Below are 18,667 nucleotides of genomic sequence, written 5' to 3' on the forward strand. Positions count from 1 at the left end.
GAGTTGTTGTGTACGCTGCCGGGGCTTTCTTGTCAAGCCCTTAGCGCTCAGGCCTTCTTTTCCATCTTGGCCCAGCTGTCGCGCAGGCCCACCGTCCGGTTGAAGACCGGGCGCGTATCCGTGCTGTCCGCGTCCTTGCAGAAGTAGCCCAGGCGCTCGAACTGCACGGTCTGCCCCACGGGCAGCCCGGCCAAAGCGGGCTCCAGCATGGCGGTCACTTCCCGCAGGGAATCGGGATTGAGCGCATCCAGGAAGGTCTGGCCTTCCGGCATGGCGTTGGGGTTCTCCGCGGCAAACAGATGGTCGTAGAGGCGCACCGTGGCCGGCAGCGCATGGGCAGCGCTGACCCAGTGGATGGTGCCCTTGACCTTGCGGCCGTCCGGGCTCTGCCCGCCCCGGCTTTCGGGATCATAGGTGCAGCGCAGCTCCTTGAGCACGCCGTCCGCATCGTACACCGCCTCGCGGCAGGTGATGAAATAGGCGTAACGCAGGCGCACCTCGGCCCCGGGCGCAAGGCGGAAATACTTCTTGGGCGGGTCCTGCCGGAAGTCGTCCCGCTCGATCCAGAGTTCCCGCGAGAAGGGCACCTGCCGCGATCCGTAGGCGGGATCTTCGGGATGATAGGGCATGTCGAAGGATTCTTCCTGCCCTTCGGGATAGTTCTCGATGACCACCTTCACCGGATCGAGCACCGCCATGACCCGCGCCGTATGCGCGTTGAGGTATTCGCGAATGCAGAATTCCAGCAGGGAATACTCCACGGTGGAGTCCGCGCGGGCCAGACCGATGCGGCGGCAGAAGTCGTGCAGGGCTTCCGGGGGCACGCCACGACGGCGCAGGCCGCAAAGCGTGGGCATGCGCGGGTCGTCCCAGCCGCGCACATGGCCTTCCTGCACGAGCTGGATGAGCTTGCGCTTGGACAGGACGGTATGCGTGAGGCTCAGACGGGCAAATTCCATCTGCTGCGGATGGTACAGGCCCAGCGTATCCAGCACCCAGTCGTACAGTTCGCGGTTGTTGACGAATTCCAGCGTGCAGAGGGAATGCGTGATGCCCTCGATGGAATCCGACAGACAGTGCGTGAAGTCGTACATGGGGTAGATGCACCAGGCATCGCCCGTACGGTGATGATGGGCATGACGGATGCGGTACAGCGTGGGGTCCCGCATGACGAGGTTGGGCGAGGCCATATCGATCTTGGCCCGCAGCACATGCTCGCCGTCGGCAAATTCCCCGGCGCGCATCCGGCGGAAGAGATCCAGATTCACTTCCACGCTGCGATTACGGCAGGGGCTTTCCTTGCCGGGGCGGGTCAGCGTGCCGCGATACTCGCGGATCTCGTCGGCGCTCAAGTCGTCCACATAGGCCTTGCCCATCTTGATCAGCTCCTCGGCATAGCCGTAAAGCTGCTCAAAATAGTTGGAAGCGTAGAACTCCCTGTCCTGCCAGTCCCCGCCCAGCCAGCGCACATCCTCGCGGATGGCGTCCACATATTCGGTATCTTCCTTGGTGGGGTTGGTATCGTCAAAACGCAGATTGCACAGCCCGCCGAATTCGCGGGCCACGCCGAAATTCAGGCAGATGGACTTGGCATGACCCAGGTGCAGGTAGCCGTTGGGCTCGGGAGGAAAGCGCGTGTGCACTTTGCCGCCGAAACGACCGGAGGCATTGTCATCCATAATGGCGGCGCGAACAAAGTCCACACCGGACCGGGTGGCGGCTTCGCCCTCTTCCGGGGCATTCACAGAAAGGCTTGTTTCGCTCATGGCATTCCTCGCAATAGATGAGCGGCCAATATACGCAAGGCCGACAAAGGGGTCAACGCATGCGGCAGAGGCCGCCCGGCTGCACATTGGCTCAGGAAAATGGCTTGACAATCTTGCCGCCAAAGGATAGGGTACTTTTCGCAATGTGTTTCGTCACATTGGGAGAGGTGTCCGAGTCGGCCGAAGGAGCTCGCCTGCTAAGCGAGTATACGGGCTTAAACCTGTATCGAGGGTTCAAATCCCTCCCTCTCCGCCAGCAGGAAACAAGGCAGTTGGTTTTGACCAACTGCCTTTTTTCGTATCTTCCGGCGGACACCCCAACGGCGGATAGAGCGTTTTACCCTTGAAAAAGGAAGAACGCGAGGCGGCGGCATAGCGACGTCGGGCCGAAACCAAGCGGAAAAAGCGCGTTTTTTCCCGCGAAACGCCAAGCCGCATGGTTTGACGCACGATGCCATCCAAAGGGAAATCATTCCATGACAAGCAGGCCGCAACATGCCGGACGACATGTGAGCGGCCTGCCTGATTTGACTGCAATACCCTTTAGCGAAGCGGCTAGCGCAGGGGCGTCATTTGTTCAAGCCGGGAAATCACCTGCGGCGTGCCGTTATAGGTATATTCGGCACATTGCGCCGACAGCAAGATGAATCCCCACGAAAATGCCGCCAGCCAGACGACCGCCATAAACAGTTGCGTGAAACAACGTTGCATCCGGCTCCGGGTCAGTTTGAGCAGGGCATCTTCCTCTTCCGACAACTCGCCCCGATCGCCAAGACGTTGTATGATGTCGATCTCCGCCTGCCGAACATCCCACTCAATCTGTTTTCCGCGGCACAGACAGCCGGCCACGACTCCCACCAATGCGACGCCCACGGCCAAGAGAACATTGATAAGGGAAAACTCAAACAATTTTACGATATTCAAGGAAATGGGCACCCCCAATAACTCAGCGACCCTGAACCCCAGAGTGGAGACGGTGGACAGCCACGCCGCGCTCAACACCGCAAAGCCGGGTTCTTTGGCAAAAAACAAGCCGAAGAGCAAAGCGCACAACAGCAACGGATTGTTTACGGCCAGCGCGCAGACGACATCCATTTCCATCTGTTCAAGCCGGCCATACGGCAGAGCGGCGTCCATCTGGCTGTGCAGGCTTTCCGTCACCACAGCTTCCGCCGTTTCGAGATCGCCGCGTACCGCACGCTGAGCAAAGAAAAACAGGGGGATGCCCTCATACGCTGTGGTGACCGCCCAGGCCTGCACCATCTCCCGGCCGCTCCCCGGTTCCGCCACCTTCGCCAGCCATATGCGACGCTGCAGCGCGTCATCGGATTCGTCCGAGATCGCGGTCACAGCGGCAGGCTTCCACTGTCGCCGCAAAAGCAGCTCCACCGCCACACAAAAAGCATCCCAGTCGCTTTCGCTCACCACCCGGCCCAGCCAGAGATCCAGCGGCCCGGGCCCGGCAAGTGTGCCCTCGTCGCTGACGTCCGGCGGGGTATCCCGCCAGCGAAAGCCCACCGTCTCCCCCGCTACCAGCAGAGGCAGCGGCGATTTCACGTTCACCTGCCGCGCATCCACTCGGAGCCAGGAGGCGTCCGCTTCCGCTGATGTCGCGACGGTACCTGACGCTGCGGACGCTTCGTGTCGCAAAACGGAAAGCAGCTCTCCACGAAAACGCTTCGCCTCACGGAGCTCTCTGACGTAGGGCTCCGGCTCGGAACGCAACTGCACATGCTGCAGGACAGACAACAGGGCCGCTGCGAAAAATAAAAGAAGTGCGATCGCCTCCGTCGAAAGATAAAAGGTCAGACTCCTTATACTCCAGAAGCGATAGTAGCGAAGCGAACAGGCCATACGAACTCCATGTCGGACAACAAGATTGATGCTTTTCTTACATAAAGCATTTTCCGCTTGGAACGCTTCACGCTCCAAACCCTGCGGCCTGGCGTTTCGCGGAAAAACACGCTGTTACCGCTCACTTTTGGCCGGGCGGCCCTGTGCGACCGCTCGTCTTTTGCCTTTTTCCAAGACAAAATACGCTAAAACGCGGGCGGAAGCCTGTCTCAAGCTTCCGCCCGCACCGTTCCCTGTCACGCTTACCAGGGCCGCTCAGCCGCTTTGAGACGCGCCTCGATCACAGGCACGAGATCCGGCAGGTCGGCCACGCTGTGCAAAACATAATGCGCCCCGGCCTTGCGCAGCACCTCGGCAAAGGCTTCTTCCTTGGCCGCCAGCTCGGCAGCCGGCATGGCGGCGGCCTCTTCTTCCGTCAGGCCGAGAGCATTGCTGGTGCGCGTCACGCCCACGACCCACATCCCGGCGTTGATGCCTTCCTCGATGTCGGCCACCGTGTCGCCCACCTTGATGCAGGACTCCAGCGGGTGTACGCCCAACCGCTGGCAGTTGAGATAGGCCATCCAGGGCCAGGGACGGCCCACGGGCACTTCATCCGAGGTCACGAAAGCGTCCGGCACATAGCCCAGAGCGGCGGCGCGAGGTTCCAGCCGCACGACCATGTCCCGCGTATAGCCCGTGCAGGACCCGATCTTGATGCCGCGGGCTTTCAGCGCGTTGCAGGCCTCCACCCAGCCCGGCACCGGCGTGGCGTAGTCGGCCAGCGTTTCCGGCATGAGTTCCTGCACCCGCGCGTAGATCTTGTCGGTCACGGATTCATCCGGCAGCGCGCCGTGCTCTACCTTCCAGAGGGCGGCGATACGATCCATATGCAGCATGCACTGCACATGCTCGCGCTTGTCCTTGCCCATGGGGCCGCGCACTTCCTCCACCGTGGGGACGATGCCGTACTGCTCGAACGCGCGCGAAAACACGGCGACCGGCCCGCGGCAGCCGTGATCCACAGTGGTTCCTGCCCAGTCAAGGATAATGGCCTGTACCGGCCCGGTATAGGGTTCGCGCTTCAGAAAGGGCTTCATGGAAAAACCTCCTCGCTGACAAGGCCTCCGCCACAGGGGCTCCTGCCGGAGCGGCCATGCGGAAACAGCGTTCTCTATATGGTGTCGATCCCATCGCGGCAGGACGCAGGGTCCCGCCACAAAAGCATACCTCCCGGCCTCACGCCGGCAATGATCACACATGAAGGGACACCGCTGGTGTGCCTTCTGGCCGGTATGCCCTGCCCCCTCACGCGGCGAGGCGAACCGGCAAGATAAAAAAAGGGCGGGAAAGCCTTCCCGCCCTGAGGGGCGACCCCGCCCGGGGCGGGGTCGCTTGCAGTCGCAATTCGCTTACTTCGCGAAGTGCTTCTTGTCCAGGTGTTCGTACTTGGGCAGGAAGCGGGTGGGCAGAGCCAGAGCGTCGCGGCGGAAGGGCGGGGCCAGACGGGTACCGTCGGTCATGATTTCGATCACGGCAGGACGACGGTTCTTCTTGGCGGCCTCGAGGGCTTCGGCCAGATCCTTCTGGGTGTTGACGGTGTAGCCGTCGGCGCCCATGGCTTCGGCGATTTTCGCGTAGGACTTGGACCAGATGTCCGCGCCCACGAAGCGGTTGTTGTAGAAGTCCACCTGGTTCTTCTTTTCCGCGCACCAGGCACCGTTGTTGTACACGGTGGCGATGACGGGCAGGTTGAACTGGCAAGCGGTGGGCACTTCGAAGAGGCTCATGCCCCAAGCGCCGTCGCCGGCGATGGAGAGCACGGTGTCTTCGGGGCAAGCCAGCTGGGCGCCCAGGGCAGCCTGGTAAGCGAAGCCGGTGTTACCGAAGGTCAGGGTAGCGATGTGGCGTTTCGGATTCTTGAAACGCAGATAGCTGTTGGCGGTGGAGGAGGTGTTGCCGATGTCGGTGGTGGCAATCACGTTGTTGTCGGTCACGAACTTGCCGACCACTTCCAGGGCCTTGCGGGGATGCATACGGCCTTCGATGGTGGGCTCGTTGGCGATCTCGTCGATTTCCTTGAACCACACTTCCAGTTCGGACTTCACGCGGTTGTACACGGAGGTCAGATCGGCGCAGGGCTTGGTGGCTTCACGCAGCTGCTTCAGCAGTTCCACGGAAGCGTCGCCGGCGTCGGCGCACAGGCCCACGGTGATCGGGTGGGTCTTGGCGATGTGCAGCGGGTTGATGTCGATCTGCACGATCTTGGCGGTCTTCGGGAAGTAGTTGATGCCGTCCTGGGGCAGGGTGCCGAAGTAGGACAGACGGGTACCGATGGCCAGGATGACGTCGGCGTCCTGCATGATGCGCATGGCGGCATGGGAACCCATGTAGCCGATGGGGCCCGTCCACAGCGGATGGTCGCAGGGGAAGGCGTCGTTGTGCAGGTAGGTGCAGGCAACCGGGGCGCCGAGGTGTTCGGCCAGGGCTTTCACGGTTTCCACGCAGTCGGCGTCAACCACGCCGCGGCCGGCCACGATCACGGGCTTCTTGGCGGCCTTCAGCACTTCCACAGCGTGCTTGAACTGTTCCGGGTTGCCGATGCCGCCGGGGGCGACGCGGTACTGGCTGGGCTTCAGGATTTCTTCATCCAGTTCGCCGTAGAAGTAGTCACGCGGCACGTCCACGAGCACCGGGCCACGCAGGGCGTAGGCGCTACGGAAAGCGGTGCGCAGCACGTCGGCGGCGCGCTTGGGATGAGGCACGCGCAGGGAAGCCTTGGTCACGGGTTTGAACAGGTTCCACGTGTCGCATTCCTGGAAGCCGTCCCAACCGATGGAAGCGGAACCGGCGCTGGGGGAGATGATGACCATCGGGGTGTGAGCCATGTTGGCAGTGGCCACGGCGGTCACGTAGTTGGTGATGCCAGGGCCGTTCTGGCCGATCACCACACCGGCTTTGCCGGTCAGACGGCAGAAAGCGTCTTCCATGTGGCCAGCGGTCTGCTCATGACGCACGGAGATGAAGTCGATGCCGGCGGCGGGGAACAGGTCCAGCAGGTCCATGTAAGCGGAACCGAGGATACCGCTGACGTGTTTGACGCCTTCTTCCACCAGGACTTCGGCCATCGCCTCACTGGGAGTCATCTTAGGCATAATTAAACTCCTTATGCACACTGTTTATTGTGAACACAACCACGCTTGCAGGGGCAAGCCCGCCGCGTGCGTGGAACCCGAACTCTTCGTTCGTCCCTGACCGGCACAGGGCGTACCGGTCGTACTCCCACCGGGTGGGAGCGTGGATGACTCTTCATACGACGGAAGCGCGGAACATGTCAACCATCGTGCTCAAAAATGGCTTCAGCTTCTCGTAATTACATATAAAATTTTTTTTCACAGATTTTCCGGACAGCTCACGGCACGTGACGAGGCCGCCATCCCGCCGGAAAAATTGAGCATATTTCAAATATCCTGCCGCTCGCCCGCGTCGGCGAGCAGCGCGGTAAGGCAGGCGCGCGTATCGGCGAAGCCCCGTCGTGTGGCGGCATAGTCCGCAAAGACCTGCGCCCTCCCCCCGGCGTAGACGACCAGCGACGACGCGAAGACCTCCACATCCAGCGGGTCGTGCGTGATCATGAGCAGCGGGATGCCCGCTTCCCGCAGGCGCTCGGCCAGCTCGGCGCGCAGACGCTCGCGCAGCAGCGGGTCCAGCGCGGAAAAGGGCTCGTCCAGCAGCAAGAGGCGCGGGCGCGAGAACAGGGCGCGGGCCAGGGCCACGCGCTGCCGCTGGCCGCCCGATATCTCCCCCGGCTTGCGCTCGGCCAGATGGGCCAGCCCGAGCCGCTCCAGCGTCCGCAAGGCCTCCTCCCGCAAGTCGGGATCGGGCCGCCATACGCGCCGGCCGCTGCGGGCATAGGCCACGTTGGCCAGCACGGACAGGTGCGGGAACAGGGCATATTCCTGGAACATGTAGCCCAGGCGGCGGTCCCGCGCCGGCAGCCAGATATTTTGTGAAGAATCGAACAAGACGTCGCCCTGCAGGCAGATACGCCCGCTGTCCGGCCGTACGAGCCCGGCCAGACATTGCAGGGTCAGGGATTTCCCCGAGCCGGATGCTCCGAAGAGGACGACAGGCCCCTGCCGCAGGGACAGGCTGTAGTCCACATCAAGGCAAAAACGGCTGCCGCCGCCCGTCAATTCAAGGAAAAGACGAAGATCTAGCATGCCGGCCGCCGCTCGCGGAGCACGTTCGCCTGCCTGGCCCCGCGGACGTTCCGCCGCAGCGGACAGCCTTCCCGCCGCGGCCGTGCCGTCCGCGCGGCGCTCCGGCGGCGGCGCAGCCGGACCAGCAGTTCCGCTCCGGCGAGCAGGCCCATGCAGAGCCCCGACGTGACCAGCACGAGCAGCGTGGCCCGAGCGTCGTTGCCGGCCTGGAAAGCGTCGTAGATGGCCAGCGCCAGCGTCTGCGTCCTGCCGGGGATATTGCCGGCCAGCATGAGCGTGGCCCCGAACTCGCCCATGCCGCGGGCAAAGGCCAGCATGAGGCCGGCAAATATGCCGCGCCAGGCCAGCGGCAGCGAGATGCTCAGCAAGATGCGCCACTCCCCCGCCCCCAGCGTGCGGGCGGCATTCTCCAGACGGCTGTCCACCTGTTCCAGCGCGGCCCGTGCCGATTTGTAGATCAGGGGAAAGACCACCACCGTGGCGGCCACCACCGCCCCCTGCCAGGAAAAGATGAGGCTTATGCCCGCCTCGGCCAGCCACTGCCCCATGAGGCCGCGCCGCCCCAGCAATAATATAAGGTAATAGCCCACGACCGTGGGCGGCAGCACCAGCGGCAGGGCGCAGAAGGCATCCAGCAGAGCGGGCAGCGGGCCGCGCCGCCGGGAGAGCTTCCAGGCCAGCAGCAGCGCGCCGAGAGAAGAAAAGAAGGTCGCCAGCGCCGCTACGCGCAGCGAGAGCAGTAAAGGATCCAGCAAAGAGAAGTCATCCATGCGACATCACGCCATGCGGCGGGGAGACATCCCTGAGGCAAGGATGCCGCCCCGCGTGATCCGCCGTCAGGCCGGCGTACGGAAGAGGCTAGGGCCGGGAAAAGCCGTACCGGGCCAGGACCTCGCCCGCTTCCGAAGACAGCAGGAAGTCCACAAAGGCCTTGCCCTGCGCGGCGTTCTTGCCGGTGGTCGCCACGGCCACGGGATAGAGCACGGGCTTGTGGCCTTCCGCCACGAGCACCACCTCCACCTTGTCGGCCATCTGCCGGGCGTCTGTCGCGTAGACGAATCCGGCGTCCACCTCGCCGCGCGCCACATAATCCAGCACCTGACGCACGCTGTTGCCCATGATGAGCTTGGGGGCAAGCGCCTCCCACAGCCCGGCCTGGGTCAGGGATTCCCGGGCATAGCGGCCGGCGGGAACGGAGTCGGGATTCCCCACCGCTATGCGCCGGCACCCCGAAAGTTCGGCCATGCCGGCCGGCTTCTTGCCCCCCTTGGGGACGATAAGCACCAGCTTGTTGCAAACGAAGTCCCGCCGCGTCGCAGGATCGATGAGCCCGGCCTTCTCGGCCTTGTCCATGGTCTCCTGATCCGCCGAGGCGAAGACATCCACCGGAGCGCCTTCCTGCATCTGCTTGAGCAACGGGTTGGAGGCCGCATAGTTCGTATGCACCGTCAGCCCGGGATGCCGCTTTTCAAACAGGGTCTTGAGCTCGCCAAAGGCATTGGTCAGACTGGCCGCGCCCGAGACGACCATTTCCCCGGCCTGGGCCGCCGTCGCGCCAGCCGCCAGCCAGAGGCCGAGCAGCCAGGCCGCCAGACGCATCTTCCCCGAAAACACGAAACCTGTCCCGCGCATCGCAACGCTCCTTGAGGTGAAAAATGCCGCTGTCCCGCAGCGTAGGCCTACCTTGCCCGTCAGGCCGCATTTTGGCAAACCCCTCACGATCCCACAAAAAAGCGTGACAATATCTATTCTTGCATCTCATCGATTTTCCATGCTAACATCTTAGCTTATGAAACAATCTCCGCGTGATCGTGAGCGCCTGGAAGATCTCTGGCGCTCCCTGAGCCTTCAGGACAGGGAATGGCTGCGCCGCCGGCTGCTGCCCGCCGATGACGGCCATGCGGATGCGCGCGCTCCGCTGTCCGTCGCGGAATGCCGCGCGGCGGAACAGTGGTTCGAGGACCGCTGCGCCGGGGCCCGGACCGTACGCGACCGGCAGGCCCGGCTGCGGCTCTGGTATCTTTTCCTGCTGTTGCGCTACGGCGGCCTGCGGCTGGTGGAGGCGTTCTCCCTGCGGCCGGACGACTGGGACTGGTCCCGGGGCTGCCTGCGTGTGCGCGGACGGCCGGACCGCCTCGTCCCCCTGCCGCTGCCCCTTGTCCGCACGCTGCACGACCGGCTGGCGGATCCCGCCTTTCTGGGCGCGTTGGCTTCCCTGTCCTGCGACAGCAGCCTCATGCGCCGCACCTTTGCCCAGTGCGGCCGGGCCTGCGGCTTCCCCGCCGGTCTGCTGTCCGCCCGCAGCCTGCGGCACAATCGGGCGCGGGAGTTGCGGCGGCACGGCCTCTCCCCGGCGCTGGTGGACGCCTTTCTGGGACGCGGACAGCAGGCGGCCGCCCCCCTTCCGCCCGGCATGACGGCGCTCCTGCAGCAACGGATACAGGGCGAGGACAACACGCCCCGCAGCAGCGCCCGCAACACCTTTTCCGGACGGGTACTGTGCTGCGCCCCCTGCGGCCTGGCCTGCCGCGTGGAACTGCTCACGCCCGGCGGCCTGCTCCTGACGGCCATCATCACCGAGACCAGCCGCCAGCAGCTCGACATCCGCGAGGGCTGCCGCCTTGCCGCGCATGTCAAGGCGCCGCAGGTGCATCTTGCCGGGGACGGCTGCCCGCCGCCGCCCGACGCCACCCATTTCCACGGCGAGGTGGAACAACTCCGCAGCGATCCGCGCTGGCGGGAGATCCTGCTGCGCCTTGCGGACGGGACCCGCGTCTGCATCCTGCAGGAAGACGTCCACCTGCCGGCCCTTGCGCCCGGCATGGAAGCGCAAGCCTGGTTCGGCGCGCTCTCGGTCATCCTCTCGGCGGGCTAGGCCTGTCAACGCTCTTTGCCCATCGTTTTGGGGGAAGAGTCTAGGCCACAAGGCAAGCCCGCCGCAAAAGGCAAGCGGAGCGCGTTCAGCATGCCTGACTTATCTGGTGAAGTCATTTGCAAAACATGTGTCGACAGGCCCTGGGCGTCAACGCAGATTTTTACGCTCTTCCACGAAGAGAGGCACATTTGGCGCGCCGCGCCCTGCCCGTTGCCGCAAGAACGTTTTGCCCATGAAAAAGGCAAAACGGGAGGCGCGCGGGGAAAGAAGATGGGACCGGAGAGGAAAGGAGCCCCCCGTGCCGCGTATGGCTTGCCAGCCGGGAAATTTCAGGCTAGAGAAACGGGCGCGACCCTGCGGCACGGCCAGCCTGCCGTCCGCCAGCCATCCCTTCCTCAAGGAACCATCATGAGCGAGCACGCTACCGAGAACCGTCCCCGCAAGAGCCTGCGGGAATCCGTTTGCGAGATTGACCGCGATATCCTGCGCCTGCTCATGCGCCGTCACAACCTGCTGCGGCGCATGCATACCGCCAAGGGGCATCTTGACCCCGCGGAAGAAAAATTCCTGCGTGAAGCCTGGGAAGCCGCGGCCTCACGCGTCAGCCGCGATCCCCGTTTGAGCAGCCGCCTCTTCACGCTCATGCAGGAAGTGGAGTTCCTCCCCCGTCCCGAGGATGAGCCTGCCGACAAGCGCCCGGCCTTCAACCTTGCCCCGGCCACGGCCCCGGTCAACCTCGCCATGCGCGCGCCGCTGGCCTGCCGCGAAACGCGGGCCTGGCTCTATCTGGCGGCGGCGGCCGGGCGGCCCCTGCGCCTCGAACCCTGCCTGATGAACGATCCCATCGTGGATTGCGTCAAGATGCTCAACCAGCTCGGCGCCGCGCTCACCCGCGAGAACGACGGCGTGAGCGTCATGACGGCCGCGCCCCTGGCCGCGCCCGACAAGGTGGTGCATGTGGGGTGCAGCGCCTGGAATTTCTATCTGGCATTGGGACATTACCTTGGCCGCCCCTCGCGCGCCAAGTTCGTGGGGGATGCCGACCTCCGGCTGGCGGATTTCTCCGTGGCCCGGCGATTTGCGGGACAGATGGGGGCCCGGCTGATCCAGGCCGTACCCAAGTCCGACGGGCTGCCCGTCCGTCTGGAATGCTCCGGCGTGCTGCCGGACGTGGTGCGCCTGCCCGCCGACGCGCCGGTGGAACTGGCGGAAGGCATCCTGCTGGCGGCGCCCTTCTATGCTCAACCGCTGCGCCTGAACCTTGCCGACATGACCGCGCGGGCCGTCGTCTTTGCCCGTACCCTGCCCATCCTTGAGCAGGCCGGAGCCGACGTCCTCCGCGAAGGAGACAGCATCCGCGTGACGCCGGGCCTTACTGCCCTGCCCGAGCGGCCCCGCCTGCCCGTGGAGGCGGAGCTTGCCCTGCTGCTGTTGGCGCTGGCCCCCTCGCTGGGCGGTACGGTACGCCTGGAAGGCGTCTGGCCGCAGACGCCGGCCGCCCTGGCCGGCTGGGAGCTGCTGCGCCGCGCCGGCTGCGCCCCACGCGCGGAAACGGGAGAAAAGCCCGCCATCGAACTGACGCTGTCCTCCCCGCTGGATATGCCCGCCGGGGGGATCACGCTGCCCGACGATTTCCCGGCCGAATGGCTGCCGCTGCCGCTGGCCCTGCTGGCGCAGACCGCCCTGCGGCACGGTTCCGCTCCGCTGCCGCCGGAATGGTTCGCCCGGGCCGGCGAAGAGTTCCGCACCGACATGGCCAGTTTCTGCACGGCGCTCCATCTCTGTGTGGAGGATGGCGTGCTCCGGCCGCAAAACGACGAGGAATCCGCCCAGGCCGTCACCGGCCGCGGCTGGAATGCGCCTACCCCGGTCTGGGCGCTGGCGCTGGCGCTGGCCGCCTGCGCCCGGGACAAGCGGCAGGTCCGGCTCGGCAATCCCGGCGTCATCACCACGCTGTATCCGGCCTTCTGGACGCTCTATAACGGCCTGCCCGCCCCGAAGATGGAGCGGGAGCCCGCCCCGGCCGCTCCCGCGCAGCGGCAGCGGCGGCGCATCATCACCAGCGCCCTGGCCGATATCCCCGACCTGCCGGAAGAATATTAGCCGCTGTCCACCGGCGTCATATCGCCGACGCCTTGCCAGGGCCTGTCAACACTATTTGCTGCTCGTTTGGGGGAAGGGGAACCCCTCGCCTGCGCGGGAGGTGTTCCCCTTCCCCCAAAGCCCCCGTCCCTTTCCCAGCGCGCTTTTACCATGGGAAGAGTCGGAACACGAGGTAAGCCCGCCCCCAAAGGCACACGGGGCATGTACAGCTTGCTTTTGCTTATCCAGTGAACTTGTTTATAAAATTTGTGTAACAGACCCGAGAACATTTTGCCTTTGGAAAAGCAAAATGCGAGGCGGCGACACCGTGCCGCCCGGCCGGGGCCAGGCGGAAAAACCGTGTTTTTTTTCCACGAAGCGACAGGCCGTATGCTTTGAAACGCGAAGCGTTTCAAACGGAAAACACGCCAACAGACACGCCGCGCTTTCGGGGCCGTTCGCACAGCGGACGGCCCTTTTTTTGCGGGAAAGCCCCGGGCGAGGCCGCAAAAAAACAGCGGGGACCCGTCGGGGCCGCCCGCTGTCTTTCATGCTCTCAGCAAGGGGAAATTATTCGCCTTCCACGAGGATCTCCGTCGTCCGCACGCTCAGGGGCTGCCCCCCGCCGAAGGGCATGGCGGAAACGACATAGGAATAGCGGCGCTCCACGCCCTTCGGGGGGCAGGGGCCGGAGTACAGCTTGGTCAGACCGCCCTCGGCGATCTTGCCGGAGCCGTCGTTGCTCCATGTGCCGCCCCCGAGCAGGCGCTCCACGGGCTCCATCTCCACGAGACGCACGTCAAAATAGGACGTCCCTTTCGGCACGCCACGTACCTGTATGGCCGGGGAAAGCCGCGAACAGCGATGCACGGGGAGGAAGTCCACCTCCACGGTCATGCCCTGCGGCGCCGTCTCGGGAACATCCTGTTTGCCGCCGCACCCGGCAAGTCCGCTCATGCACAGAAGAGCGCCGGCAGCCAGTCCCCATCGGCCCAAGGTAAATTTCCGCATGACGTCCTCCCTTATAGGAATTGCAAAACATCGCATTTCCACGGTATAACCAATCCCCCACAGATTGACAACTTGTTTAGGAGTTCCATCATGTCCATCCTTGCCGATAGTGTTGCCGGCTACCTTGAGCACGCCTCCTGGATCCGCCGCATGTTCGAGGCCGGGGGTCAGCTCAAGGCCAAATACGGCGCTGACAACGTGTATGACTTCAGTCTGGGCAATCCCGATCTGCCCGCCCCGCCTGCCGTGGGCAAGGGGCTGCGGGACTTTGCCGAACATGCCGGCGAGCCCTTTGCCTTCGGCTACATGGCCAATGCCGGTTTTCCCTGGGCCCGGCAGCGTCTGGCCGAGCACCTCTCGCAGGAACAGGGCTGTACGCTCGACGGCGATCATGTGCTGCTGAGCTGCGGCGCCGCCGGCGGTCTCAACGCCTTTTTGCGGGCCGTCATCAATCCCGGCGAGGAGATGCTGACCTTTGCGCCCTACTTCGTGGAGTACGGCTTCTACGTCGCCAATCATGGCGGCAGCCTGCGGGCCGTGAAGAGCCTGCCCGACACCTTCGCCCCGGACATGGACGCCCTCGAGGCCGCCATCAGCGAAAAGACGCGCGTCCTGCTCATCAATTCGCCGCATAACCCCACCGGGGTCGTCTATACCCGCAGCCAGATCGAGGCCATCACCAGCCTGCTGGAGCGCAAGAGCCGCGAATACGGCAAGCCCATCTGGCTCATCGCCGACGAGCCCTACCGTTTCCTGGCCTATGACGGGGTGGAAGTGCCTTCCGTCCTGCCGCTGTATCCCCATGCCGTGGTCATCAGCTCCTTCTCCAAGAGCCTGTCCCTGCCCGGCGAACGCGTGGGCTATGTGGCCGTCTCGCCGCTGCTGCAGGAACACGCCACGCTCATGGCGGCTCTCACGCTCACCAACCGCATCCTCGGCTTCGTCAATCCGCCCGTGGTGGGGCAGCACATCATGGCGGCCGCGCTGGGCAGCCAGGTGGATCTTTCCGTGTACGCGGCACGACGCAAGGCCATGAGCGAAGTGCTCGACGCCGCCGGCTACAGCTACCAGATGCCGGCCGGGGCCTTCTACTTCTTCCCCAAGGCGCCGGGCGGCGACGACGTGGCCTTCGTGAACCGCCTGCTGGAAGAACGGGTGCTCGCCGTGCCGGGCAGCGGTTTCGGCTATCCCGGCCACTTCCGTCTGGCCTTTTGCGTGGATGAAAAGGTCATCCGCCGTGCCGCCGACGGCTTCGCCGCGGCGCGGGCGGCTTTTTAGGAGGACGTATGCGCGTTTTTCCGCGAGCGCCCCTTTTCCTCACCCTGTTGCTCACGCTGGTCTGCCTTATGCCTCTGGAAGCCCTTGCCTACAAGGATGTCAGCAGCGCCGAGGCCAGGGAGCTCATCGCCTCCCCGCCCGAGGGCCTGATCATCCTTGACATCCGCACGCCTGACGAATACCGCGCGGGGCACATCGCCAATGCGCGCAATCTGGACTTCTTCAGCCCGCGCTTTGAATTCCATCTGGCCGAGCTGCCCAAGAACACGCCCATCCTGCTGTACTGCCGCTCCGGCAACCGCTCCTCGCAGGCGCTGGAATACTTCGAGGACGCCGGCCTTGGCCCGCTGTATCACCTCAACAAGGGGTTCAAACAGTGGCAGCAGGACGGTATGCCGGTCACCGAGCCGGAACCTGCCCAGTAAAGGGCATGCATCTTGCATGACATAACGTACCGGGAGGAAAATTTTTCCTCCCGGCGTTCTCGTACAGCGGCCGGACGGATGATGCCGGCGGGAGAACGGAAAAAGGAAGGAGTTGCCTGTGAATTCTGCTCTTTATATAGGCGCTACCGGCATGAAGGCCCTGAGTACGGGCATGCAGGTGGTCAGCAACAATATCGCCAATACCAGCACCATTGGCTATAAGCAGCAAAGCATCCTGTTTTCCGACATCATGTACACCACCCAGGCCGGTATGGGCGGCTGGTGGGACAATCAGGAAGACTCCAAGGTGGCGCTGGGGCAGACCGGTCACGGCGTGCAGGTGGACACCATCCGCACCATCCTCACCCAGGGGAATTTTGAGACTTCCAATACGGTGACGGACCTCGCCCTCAACGGCAAGGGCTATTTCCAGGTGGTGGACGACACCACGGGCGTCGCCTATTACACCCGCGCCGGGGACTTCATCACCGACAACGAGGGCTATCTGCGCAACCCGCAGGGCTACTCCGTCAGCGGCTACCGCTATGACGCGCAGGGCAACCTTTCCAATGCCGTGGAGCCCATCCAGATGAGCGCCTTCCAGGTGCTCACGGCCAAGCCCACCAGCCAGATCGAATGGCAGTTCAATCTTGGCTTCGATACGGACAAGGCCGTCAGCGAGGAAAACCCCTACTTTGCCCTGCAGCAGTCCTACAACGCCACGGCCAACCCGCCCATCAGCAATACCGGCGCCAGCTACCAGATGCCCATCACCCTGTATGACGCCGAAGGCAATCCGGTGGAAGTGACCGCCTATTTCGACCGCGCGCCTTCCGACGCCAACGAGACCATCGTGGAATTCGTGCTGGCCAGCTCCACCGTAGTGGATCAGATGAAGGAAGCCATCGAGGACGCCAACCGCGAAGATCCCGACAACCCGCAGACCCTGCCCGACGGCGCCGGCCTGCTCATGAGCGGCACCCTGCACTTCAACAGTGACGGCACGCTCAAGAGCATGTCCGCTTTCACCCCCACCGAGGCCGGGAACAAGGATCTCACCACCTGGACGCCGGCAAATATTGCCGGTGGCGTACCGCAGTTCACGCTCAACGGCCAGTCCGTGGGCGTCAATTTCGGCATCACCTCGGGAGGCTGGACCAATGCGCCGGCCTCGGCCGCCGAAGTGGGCGCCGACGACTCCCTGCTGCCCGGCATGGGGGCCGATGCCGTGGTCAGCAATCGCGCCACCACGGCTTTCGCGGGCAACTCCTATCAGTCCCGCGCCTCGCAGGACGGCTACACCTCGGGCCGCCTGACGACCTTCGACATCACCACTGAAGGCGATATCGTGGGCTATTATTCCAACGGACAGAACGTCAAGCTCTGGGAGATCCCCGTCTGCCGCTTCACGGCCGAGGACAACCTCTACCGCGAGGGCAACAACCTCTTCAGCGCCACGGAAGAATGCGGCCAGATGGAGATGGGGCGCGCCGGCACGGAGAACTACGGCACCATCCACGCCTACAATATCGAAGGCTCCAACGTGGACCTCTCCACGGAGATGGTGAACATGATCATCACCCAGCGCGGTTTCCAGTCCAACAGCAAGGCCGTCACCACGGCGGACGCCATGCTGCAGAAGGCCATGGAGATCAAGCGGTCGTAGCGGCAGCTCCCCGCGTTTTTGGCAAGCGCCTTTTCCCGCCGGAAAAGGCGCTTTTTTTTTGGGGGGCCACGCCGAAAAGCACGCGCCCGGCGTCCGCGGCATCCGCCTCCCGATCCCGCGCCGTTCGTCCCTCTCTCGGAGCGGGCATTGCGCCCTGCGGCGGAATGAGGTATACTGCCCTCCTGTCCGCGGAGTGTAGTCATGCAACAAACCCCCTTTCTTCCCGCCGAGCTCTACGGCGTCATCGGCTGGCCGCTGGGCCAGAGCCTGAGCCCGCTCATCCACAATACGGCCTTTCAGACGCTGGGGCGCGATGCCGTCTACATGCGCTGGGAGATCGCCCCGGAACGGCTGGCGGCCTTTGTGGACAGCTTCCGCCTGCTGCGCATGCGCGGCTGCTCGGTCACCATCCCGCACAAGGTGGCCGTCATGCCGCACCTGGACAGGATCAGCGAGGCGGCGCAGGCCGTGGGCGCGGTCAACACCCTCTACTGGCGGGACGACTGCCTGTGCGGCGAGAATACCGACGTGACGGGCTTCATGGCCCCCCTGCTGGCCCGGGATCTGCCCCGAGACCTGCCCGTGCTGCTGCTGGGCGCCGGCGGCGCGGCCCGTGCGGCTGCAGCCGGATTGCGCGCGCACGGCTTCAGCCGCTGCAGCATCTGCACGCCCTCGGACCGGACGCACCTTGCCTTGGCGCAGGCCTTCGGCATGCAGCCCGTCGCCTGGCAGGATCGCCATGCCGTCCCCGCCCGTCTGATCATCAACGCCACGCCCCTGGGCATGCACGGCAAGGCCGAAGGAGAAAGCCCCTACGAATTTGCCGGGGCCCGCACGAAAGGTCGCACGGGGCTGGCCTACGACATCGTGTACAATCCTCTGCGGACGCGCTTCCTGGTCGAGGCGGAGGCGGCGGGCTGGCAGCCCCTGGGCGGACTGGAGATGTTCCATGCCCAGGCGGATGCGCAGTTCCTGCTCTGGACGGGGAGCCATCTGCCCGCCACGGCCCGGCAGGCGCTGGAGGCGGCCCTGCGCGACGGCGAGGAACGGAGGTGAACGGCATGCACGACTATCTGATCCTGCACGGCGTCAACCTCAACATGTTCGGCCGCCGCGACCCTACCCAGTACGGCACGAGCACCCTTGCCGAGATCGACGCCGCGCTGCACGCGCTGGCCGCGGAGCTCGGCGTGCGCCTGGACATCTTCCAGACCAACCATGAAGGCCGGATGGTGGAGCGCATCCACCAGGCCCTGGACGACGGCACCCGCGGCATCGTCATCAATGCCGGAGCCTGGACGCACTACAGCTACGCCATCATGGACGCGCTGGGCATGCTGACCATCCCCGTGGTGGAGGTGCACATGTCCAACGTGCATGCGCGCGAAAGTTTCCGGCACGAATCGGTGCTGGCCCGGGTGAGCGCGGGCAGCATCGCCGGATTCGGGCCGCAGAGCTACCTGCTCGGCCTGCGGGCGGCGCATGCGCTGGCCTCCTCCCGCTGAGGG

General features: G+C 64.5%; 16 protein-coding genes and 1 tRNA gene. 8 read left to right on the forward strand and 9 right to left on the reverse strand.

Features of this window, described 5'->3' with window-relative positions; genetic code table 11:
* Window positions 1-47: 47 nt before the first annotated feature.
* Window positions 48-1,766 carry a glutamine--tRNA ligase/YqeY domain fusion protein gene (locus tag Q0K12_RS05650; protein ID WP_297260869.1) on the reverse strand — a complete coding sequence of 573 codons (1,719 nt, stop codon included), beginning with the start codon at window positions 1,764-1,766 and terminating at the stop codon, window positions 48-50.
* A gap of 161 nt (window positions 1,767-1,927) precedes the next feature.
* Here Q0K12_RS05650 and Q0K12_RS05655 point away from each other — a divergent pair.
* Window positions 1,928-2,022, forward strand: a tRNA-Ser gene (locus Q0K12_RS05655).
* Here Q0K12_RS05655 and Q0K12_RS05660 read toward each other — a convergent pair.
* The 7 genes from Q0K12_RS05660 to modA form a co-directional block, all read right to left on the reverse strand.
* Window positions 2,001-2,216 (reverse strand): hypothetical protein, encoded by a 216-nt coding sequence (locus Q0K12_RS05660; protein WP_297260871.1) that lies wholly within the window; start codon window positions 2,214-2,216, stop codon window positions 2,001-2,003. The genes Q0K12_RS05655 and Q0K12_RS05660 overlap by 22 nt on opposite strands.
* Window positions 2,217-2,321: 105 nt before the next feature.
* Window positions 2,322-3,620 carry a hypothetical protein gene (locus tag Q0K12_RS05665; protein ID WP_297260873.1) on the reverse strand — a complete coding sequence of 433 codons (1,299 nt, stop codon included), beginning with the start codon at window positions 3,618-3,620 and terminating at the stop codon, window positions 2,322-2,324.
* A 242-nt stretch (window positions 3,621-3,862) separates the two neighbouring features.
* Window positions 3,863-4,699, reverse strand: a complete 837-nt coding sequence (gene phnX, locus Q0K12_RS05670; protein WP_297260875.1) for a phosphonoacetaldehyde hydrolase — start codon at window positions 4,697-4,699, stop codon at window positions 3,863-3,865.
* Between the two features lie 312 nt (window positions 4,700-5,011).
* Window positions 5,012-6,754, reverse strand: a complete 1,743-nt coding sequence (gene xsc / locus Q0K12_RS05675; RefSeq protein WP_297260878.1) for a sulfoacetaldehyde acetyltransferase — start codon at window positions 6,752-6,754, stop codon at window positions 5,012-5,014.
* Between the two features lie 306 nt (window positions 6,755-7,060).
* Complete coding sequence (locus tag Q0K12_RS05680; protein ID WP_297260880.1) at window positions 7,061-7,822, reverse strand: ATP-binding cassette domain-containing protein; 762 nt, start codon at window positions 7,820-7,822, stop codon at window positions 7,061-7,063.
* Window positions 7,816-8,592, reverse strand: coding sequence for a molybdate ABC transporter permease subunit (modB, locus tag Q0K12_RS05685; protein ID WP_297260882.1), 777 nt, complete (start codon window positions 8,590-8,592; stop codon window positions 7,816-7,818). The genes Q0K12_RS05680 and modB overlap by 7 nt, the downstream gene beginning before the upstream one ends.
* Before the next feature lie 88 nt (window positions 8,593-8,680).
* The gene (gene modA, locus Q0K12_RS05690; protein ID WP_297260917.1) at window positions 8,681-9,421 is read right to left on the reverse strand and encodes a molybdate ABC transporter substrate-binding protein; all 741 of its coding nucleotides are present in this window, start codon (window positions 9,419-9,421) and stop codon (window positions 8,681-8,683) included.
* Between the two features lie 190 nt (window positions 9,422-9,611).
* Here modA and Q0K12_RS05695 point away from each other — a divergent pair, with 190 nt between their 5' ends.
* Entirely contained in the window at window positions 9,612-10,697 is a 1,086-nt protein-coding gene (locus Q0K12_RS05695; protein ID WP_297260884.1) for a TOBE domain-containing protein, read from the forward strand.
* 408 nt (window positions 10,698-11,105) lie between these two features.
* Window positions 11,106-12,800, forward strand: a complete 1,695-nt coding sequence (locus tag Q0K12_RS05700; RefSeq protein WP_297260887.1) for a 3-phosphoshikimate 1-carboxyvinyltransferase — start codon at window positions 11,106-11,108, stop codon at window positions 12,798-12,800.
* 549 nt (window positions 12,801-13,349) lie between these two features.
* Here the strand turns inward: Q0K12_RS05700 and Q0K12_RS05705 are convergent.
* Window positions 13,350-13,790, reverse strand: a complete 441-nt coding sequence (locus Q0K12_RS05705; protein WP_297260889.1) for an MbtF — start codon at window positions 13,788-13,790, stop codon at window positions 13,350-13,352.
* Between the two features lie 90 nt (window positions 13,791-13,880).
* On the opposite strand from Q0K12_RS05705, the gene Q0K12_RS05710 reads away from it, so the two are divergent.
* The 5 genes from Q0K12_RS05710 to aroQ all read left to right on the forward strand — a co-directional run bounded on the left by Q0K12_RS05710 (window position 13,881) and on the right by aroQ (window position 18,664).
* Window positions 13,881-15,068, forward strand: coding sequence for a pyridoxal phosphate-dependent aminotransferase (locus tag Q0K12_RS05710; RefSeq protein WP_297260891.1), 1,188 nt, complete (start codon window positions 13,881-13,883; stop codon window positions 15,066-15,068).
* A gap of 8 nt (window positions 15,069-15,076) precedes the next feature.
* Window positions 15,077-15,493, forward strand: coding sequence for a rhodanese-like domain-containing protein (locus tag Q0K12_RS05715; protein ID WP_297260893.1), 417 nt, complete (start codon window positions 15,077-15,079; stop codon window positions 15,491-15,493).
* Window positions 15,494-15,611: 118 nt separating this feature from the next.
* A complete protein-coding gene (locus Q0K12_RS05720; protein ID WP_297260895.1) occupies window positions 15,612-17,159 on the forward strand; it encodes a flagellar hook-basal body complex protein in 1,548 nt (515 codons plus the stop codon).
* A 201-nt stretch (window positions 17,160-17,360) separates the two neighbouring features.
* Window positions 17,361-18,215 (forward strand): shikimate dehydrogenase, encoded by an 855-nt coding sequence (gene aroE, locus Q0K12_RS05725; RefSeq protein ID WP_297260897.1) that lies wholly within the window; start codon window positions 17,361-17,363, stop codon window positions 18,213-18,215.
* A gap of 5 nt (window positions 18,216-18,220) precedes the next feature.
* Window positions 18,221-18,664, forward strand: a complete 444-nt coding sequence (aroQ, locus tag Q0K12_RS05730) for a type II 3-dehydroquinate dehydratase (RefSeq protein WP_297260899.1) — start codon at window positions 18,221-18,223, stop codon at window positions 18,662-18,664.
* Window positions 18,665-18,667: the final 3 nt, after the last annotated feature.

This window comes from uncultured Desulfovibrio sp., from assembly GCF_944324525.1.
Taxonomy (GTDB): domain Bacteria; phylum Desulfobacterota; class Desulfovibrionia; order Desulfovibrionales; family Desulfovibrionaceae; genus Desulfovibrio.

Excerpts from the sequence above, each read along its gene's own strand:
- modB (WP_297260882.1), bottom strand. The coding sequence starts at position 8,592 with ATGGATGACTTCTCTTTGCTGGATCCTTTACTGCTCTCGCTGCGCGTA.
- Q0K12_RS05705 (WP_297260889.1), bottom strand. The coding sequence starts at position 13,790 with ATGCGGAAATTTACCTTGGGCCGATGGGGACTGGCTGCCGGCGCTCTT.
- xsc (WP_297260878.1), bottom strand. The coding sequence starts at position 6,754 with ATGCCTAAGATGACTCCCAGTGAGGCGATGGCCGAAGTCCTGGTGGAA.
- aroE (WP_297260897.1), top strand. The coding sequence starts at position 17,361 with ATGCAACAAACCCCCTTTCTTCCCGCCGAGCTCTACGGCGTCATCGGC.
- modA (WP_297260917.1), bottom strand. The coding sequence starts at position 9,421 with ATGCGTCTGGCGGCCTGGCTGCTCGGCCTCTGGCTGGCGGCTGGCGCG.
- Q0K12_RS05665 (WP_297260873.1), bottom strand. The coding sequence starts at position 3,620 with ATGGCCTGTTCGCTTCGCTACTATCGCTTCTGGAGTATAAGGAGTCTG.
- Q0K12_RS05695 (WP_297260884.1), top strand. The coding sequence starts at position 9,612 with ATGAAACAATCTCCGCGTGATCGTGAGCGCCTGGAAGATCTCTGGCGC.
- Q0K12_RS05715 (WP_297260893.1), top strand. The coding sequence starts at position 15,077 with ATGCGCGTTTTTCCGCGAGCGCCCCTTTTCCTCACCCTGTTGCTCACG.
- Q0K12_RS05680 (WP_297260880.1), bottom strand. The coding sequence starts at position 7,822 with ATGCTAGATCTTCGTCTTTTCCTTGAATTGACGGGCGGCGGCAGCCGT.
- Q0K12_RS05650 (WP_297260869.1), bottom strand. The coding sequence starts at position 1,766 with ATGAGCGAAACAAGCCTTTCTGTGAATGCCCCGGAAGAGGGCGAAGCC.
- Q0K12_RS05710 (WP_297260891.1), top strand. The coding sequence starts at position 13,881 with ATGTCCATCCTTGCCGATAGTGTTGCCGGCTACCTTGAGCACGCCTCC.
- aroQ (WP_297260899.1), top strand. The coding sequence starts at position 18,221 with ATGCACGACTATCTGATCCTGCACGGCGTCAACCTCAACATGTTCGGC.
- Q0K12_RS05700 (WP_297260887.1), top strand. The coding sequence starts at position 11,106 with ATGAGCGAGCACGCTACCGAGAACCGTCCCCGCAAGAGCCTGCGGGAA.
- phnX (WP_297260875.1), bottom strand. The coding sequence starts at position 4,699 with ATGAAGCCCTTTCTGAAGCGCGAACCCTATACCGGGCCGGTACAGGCC.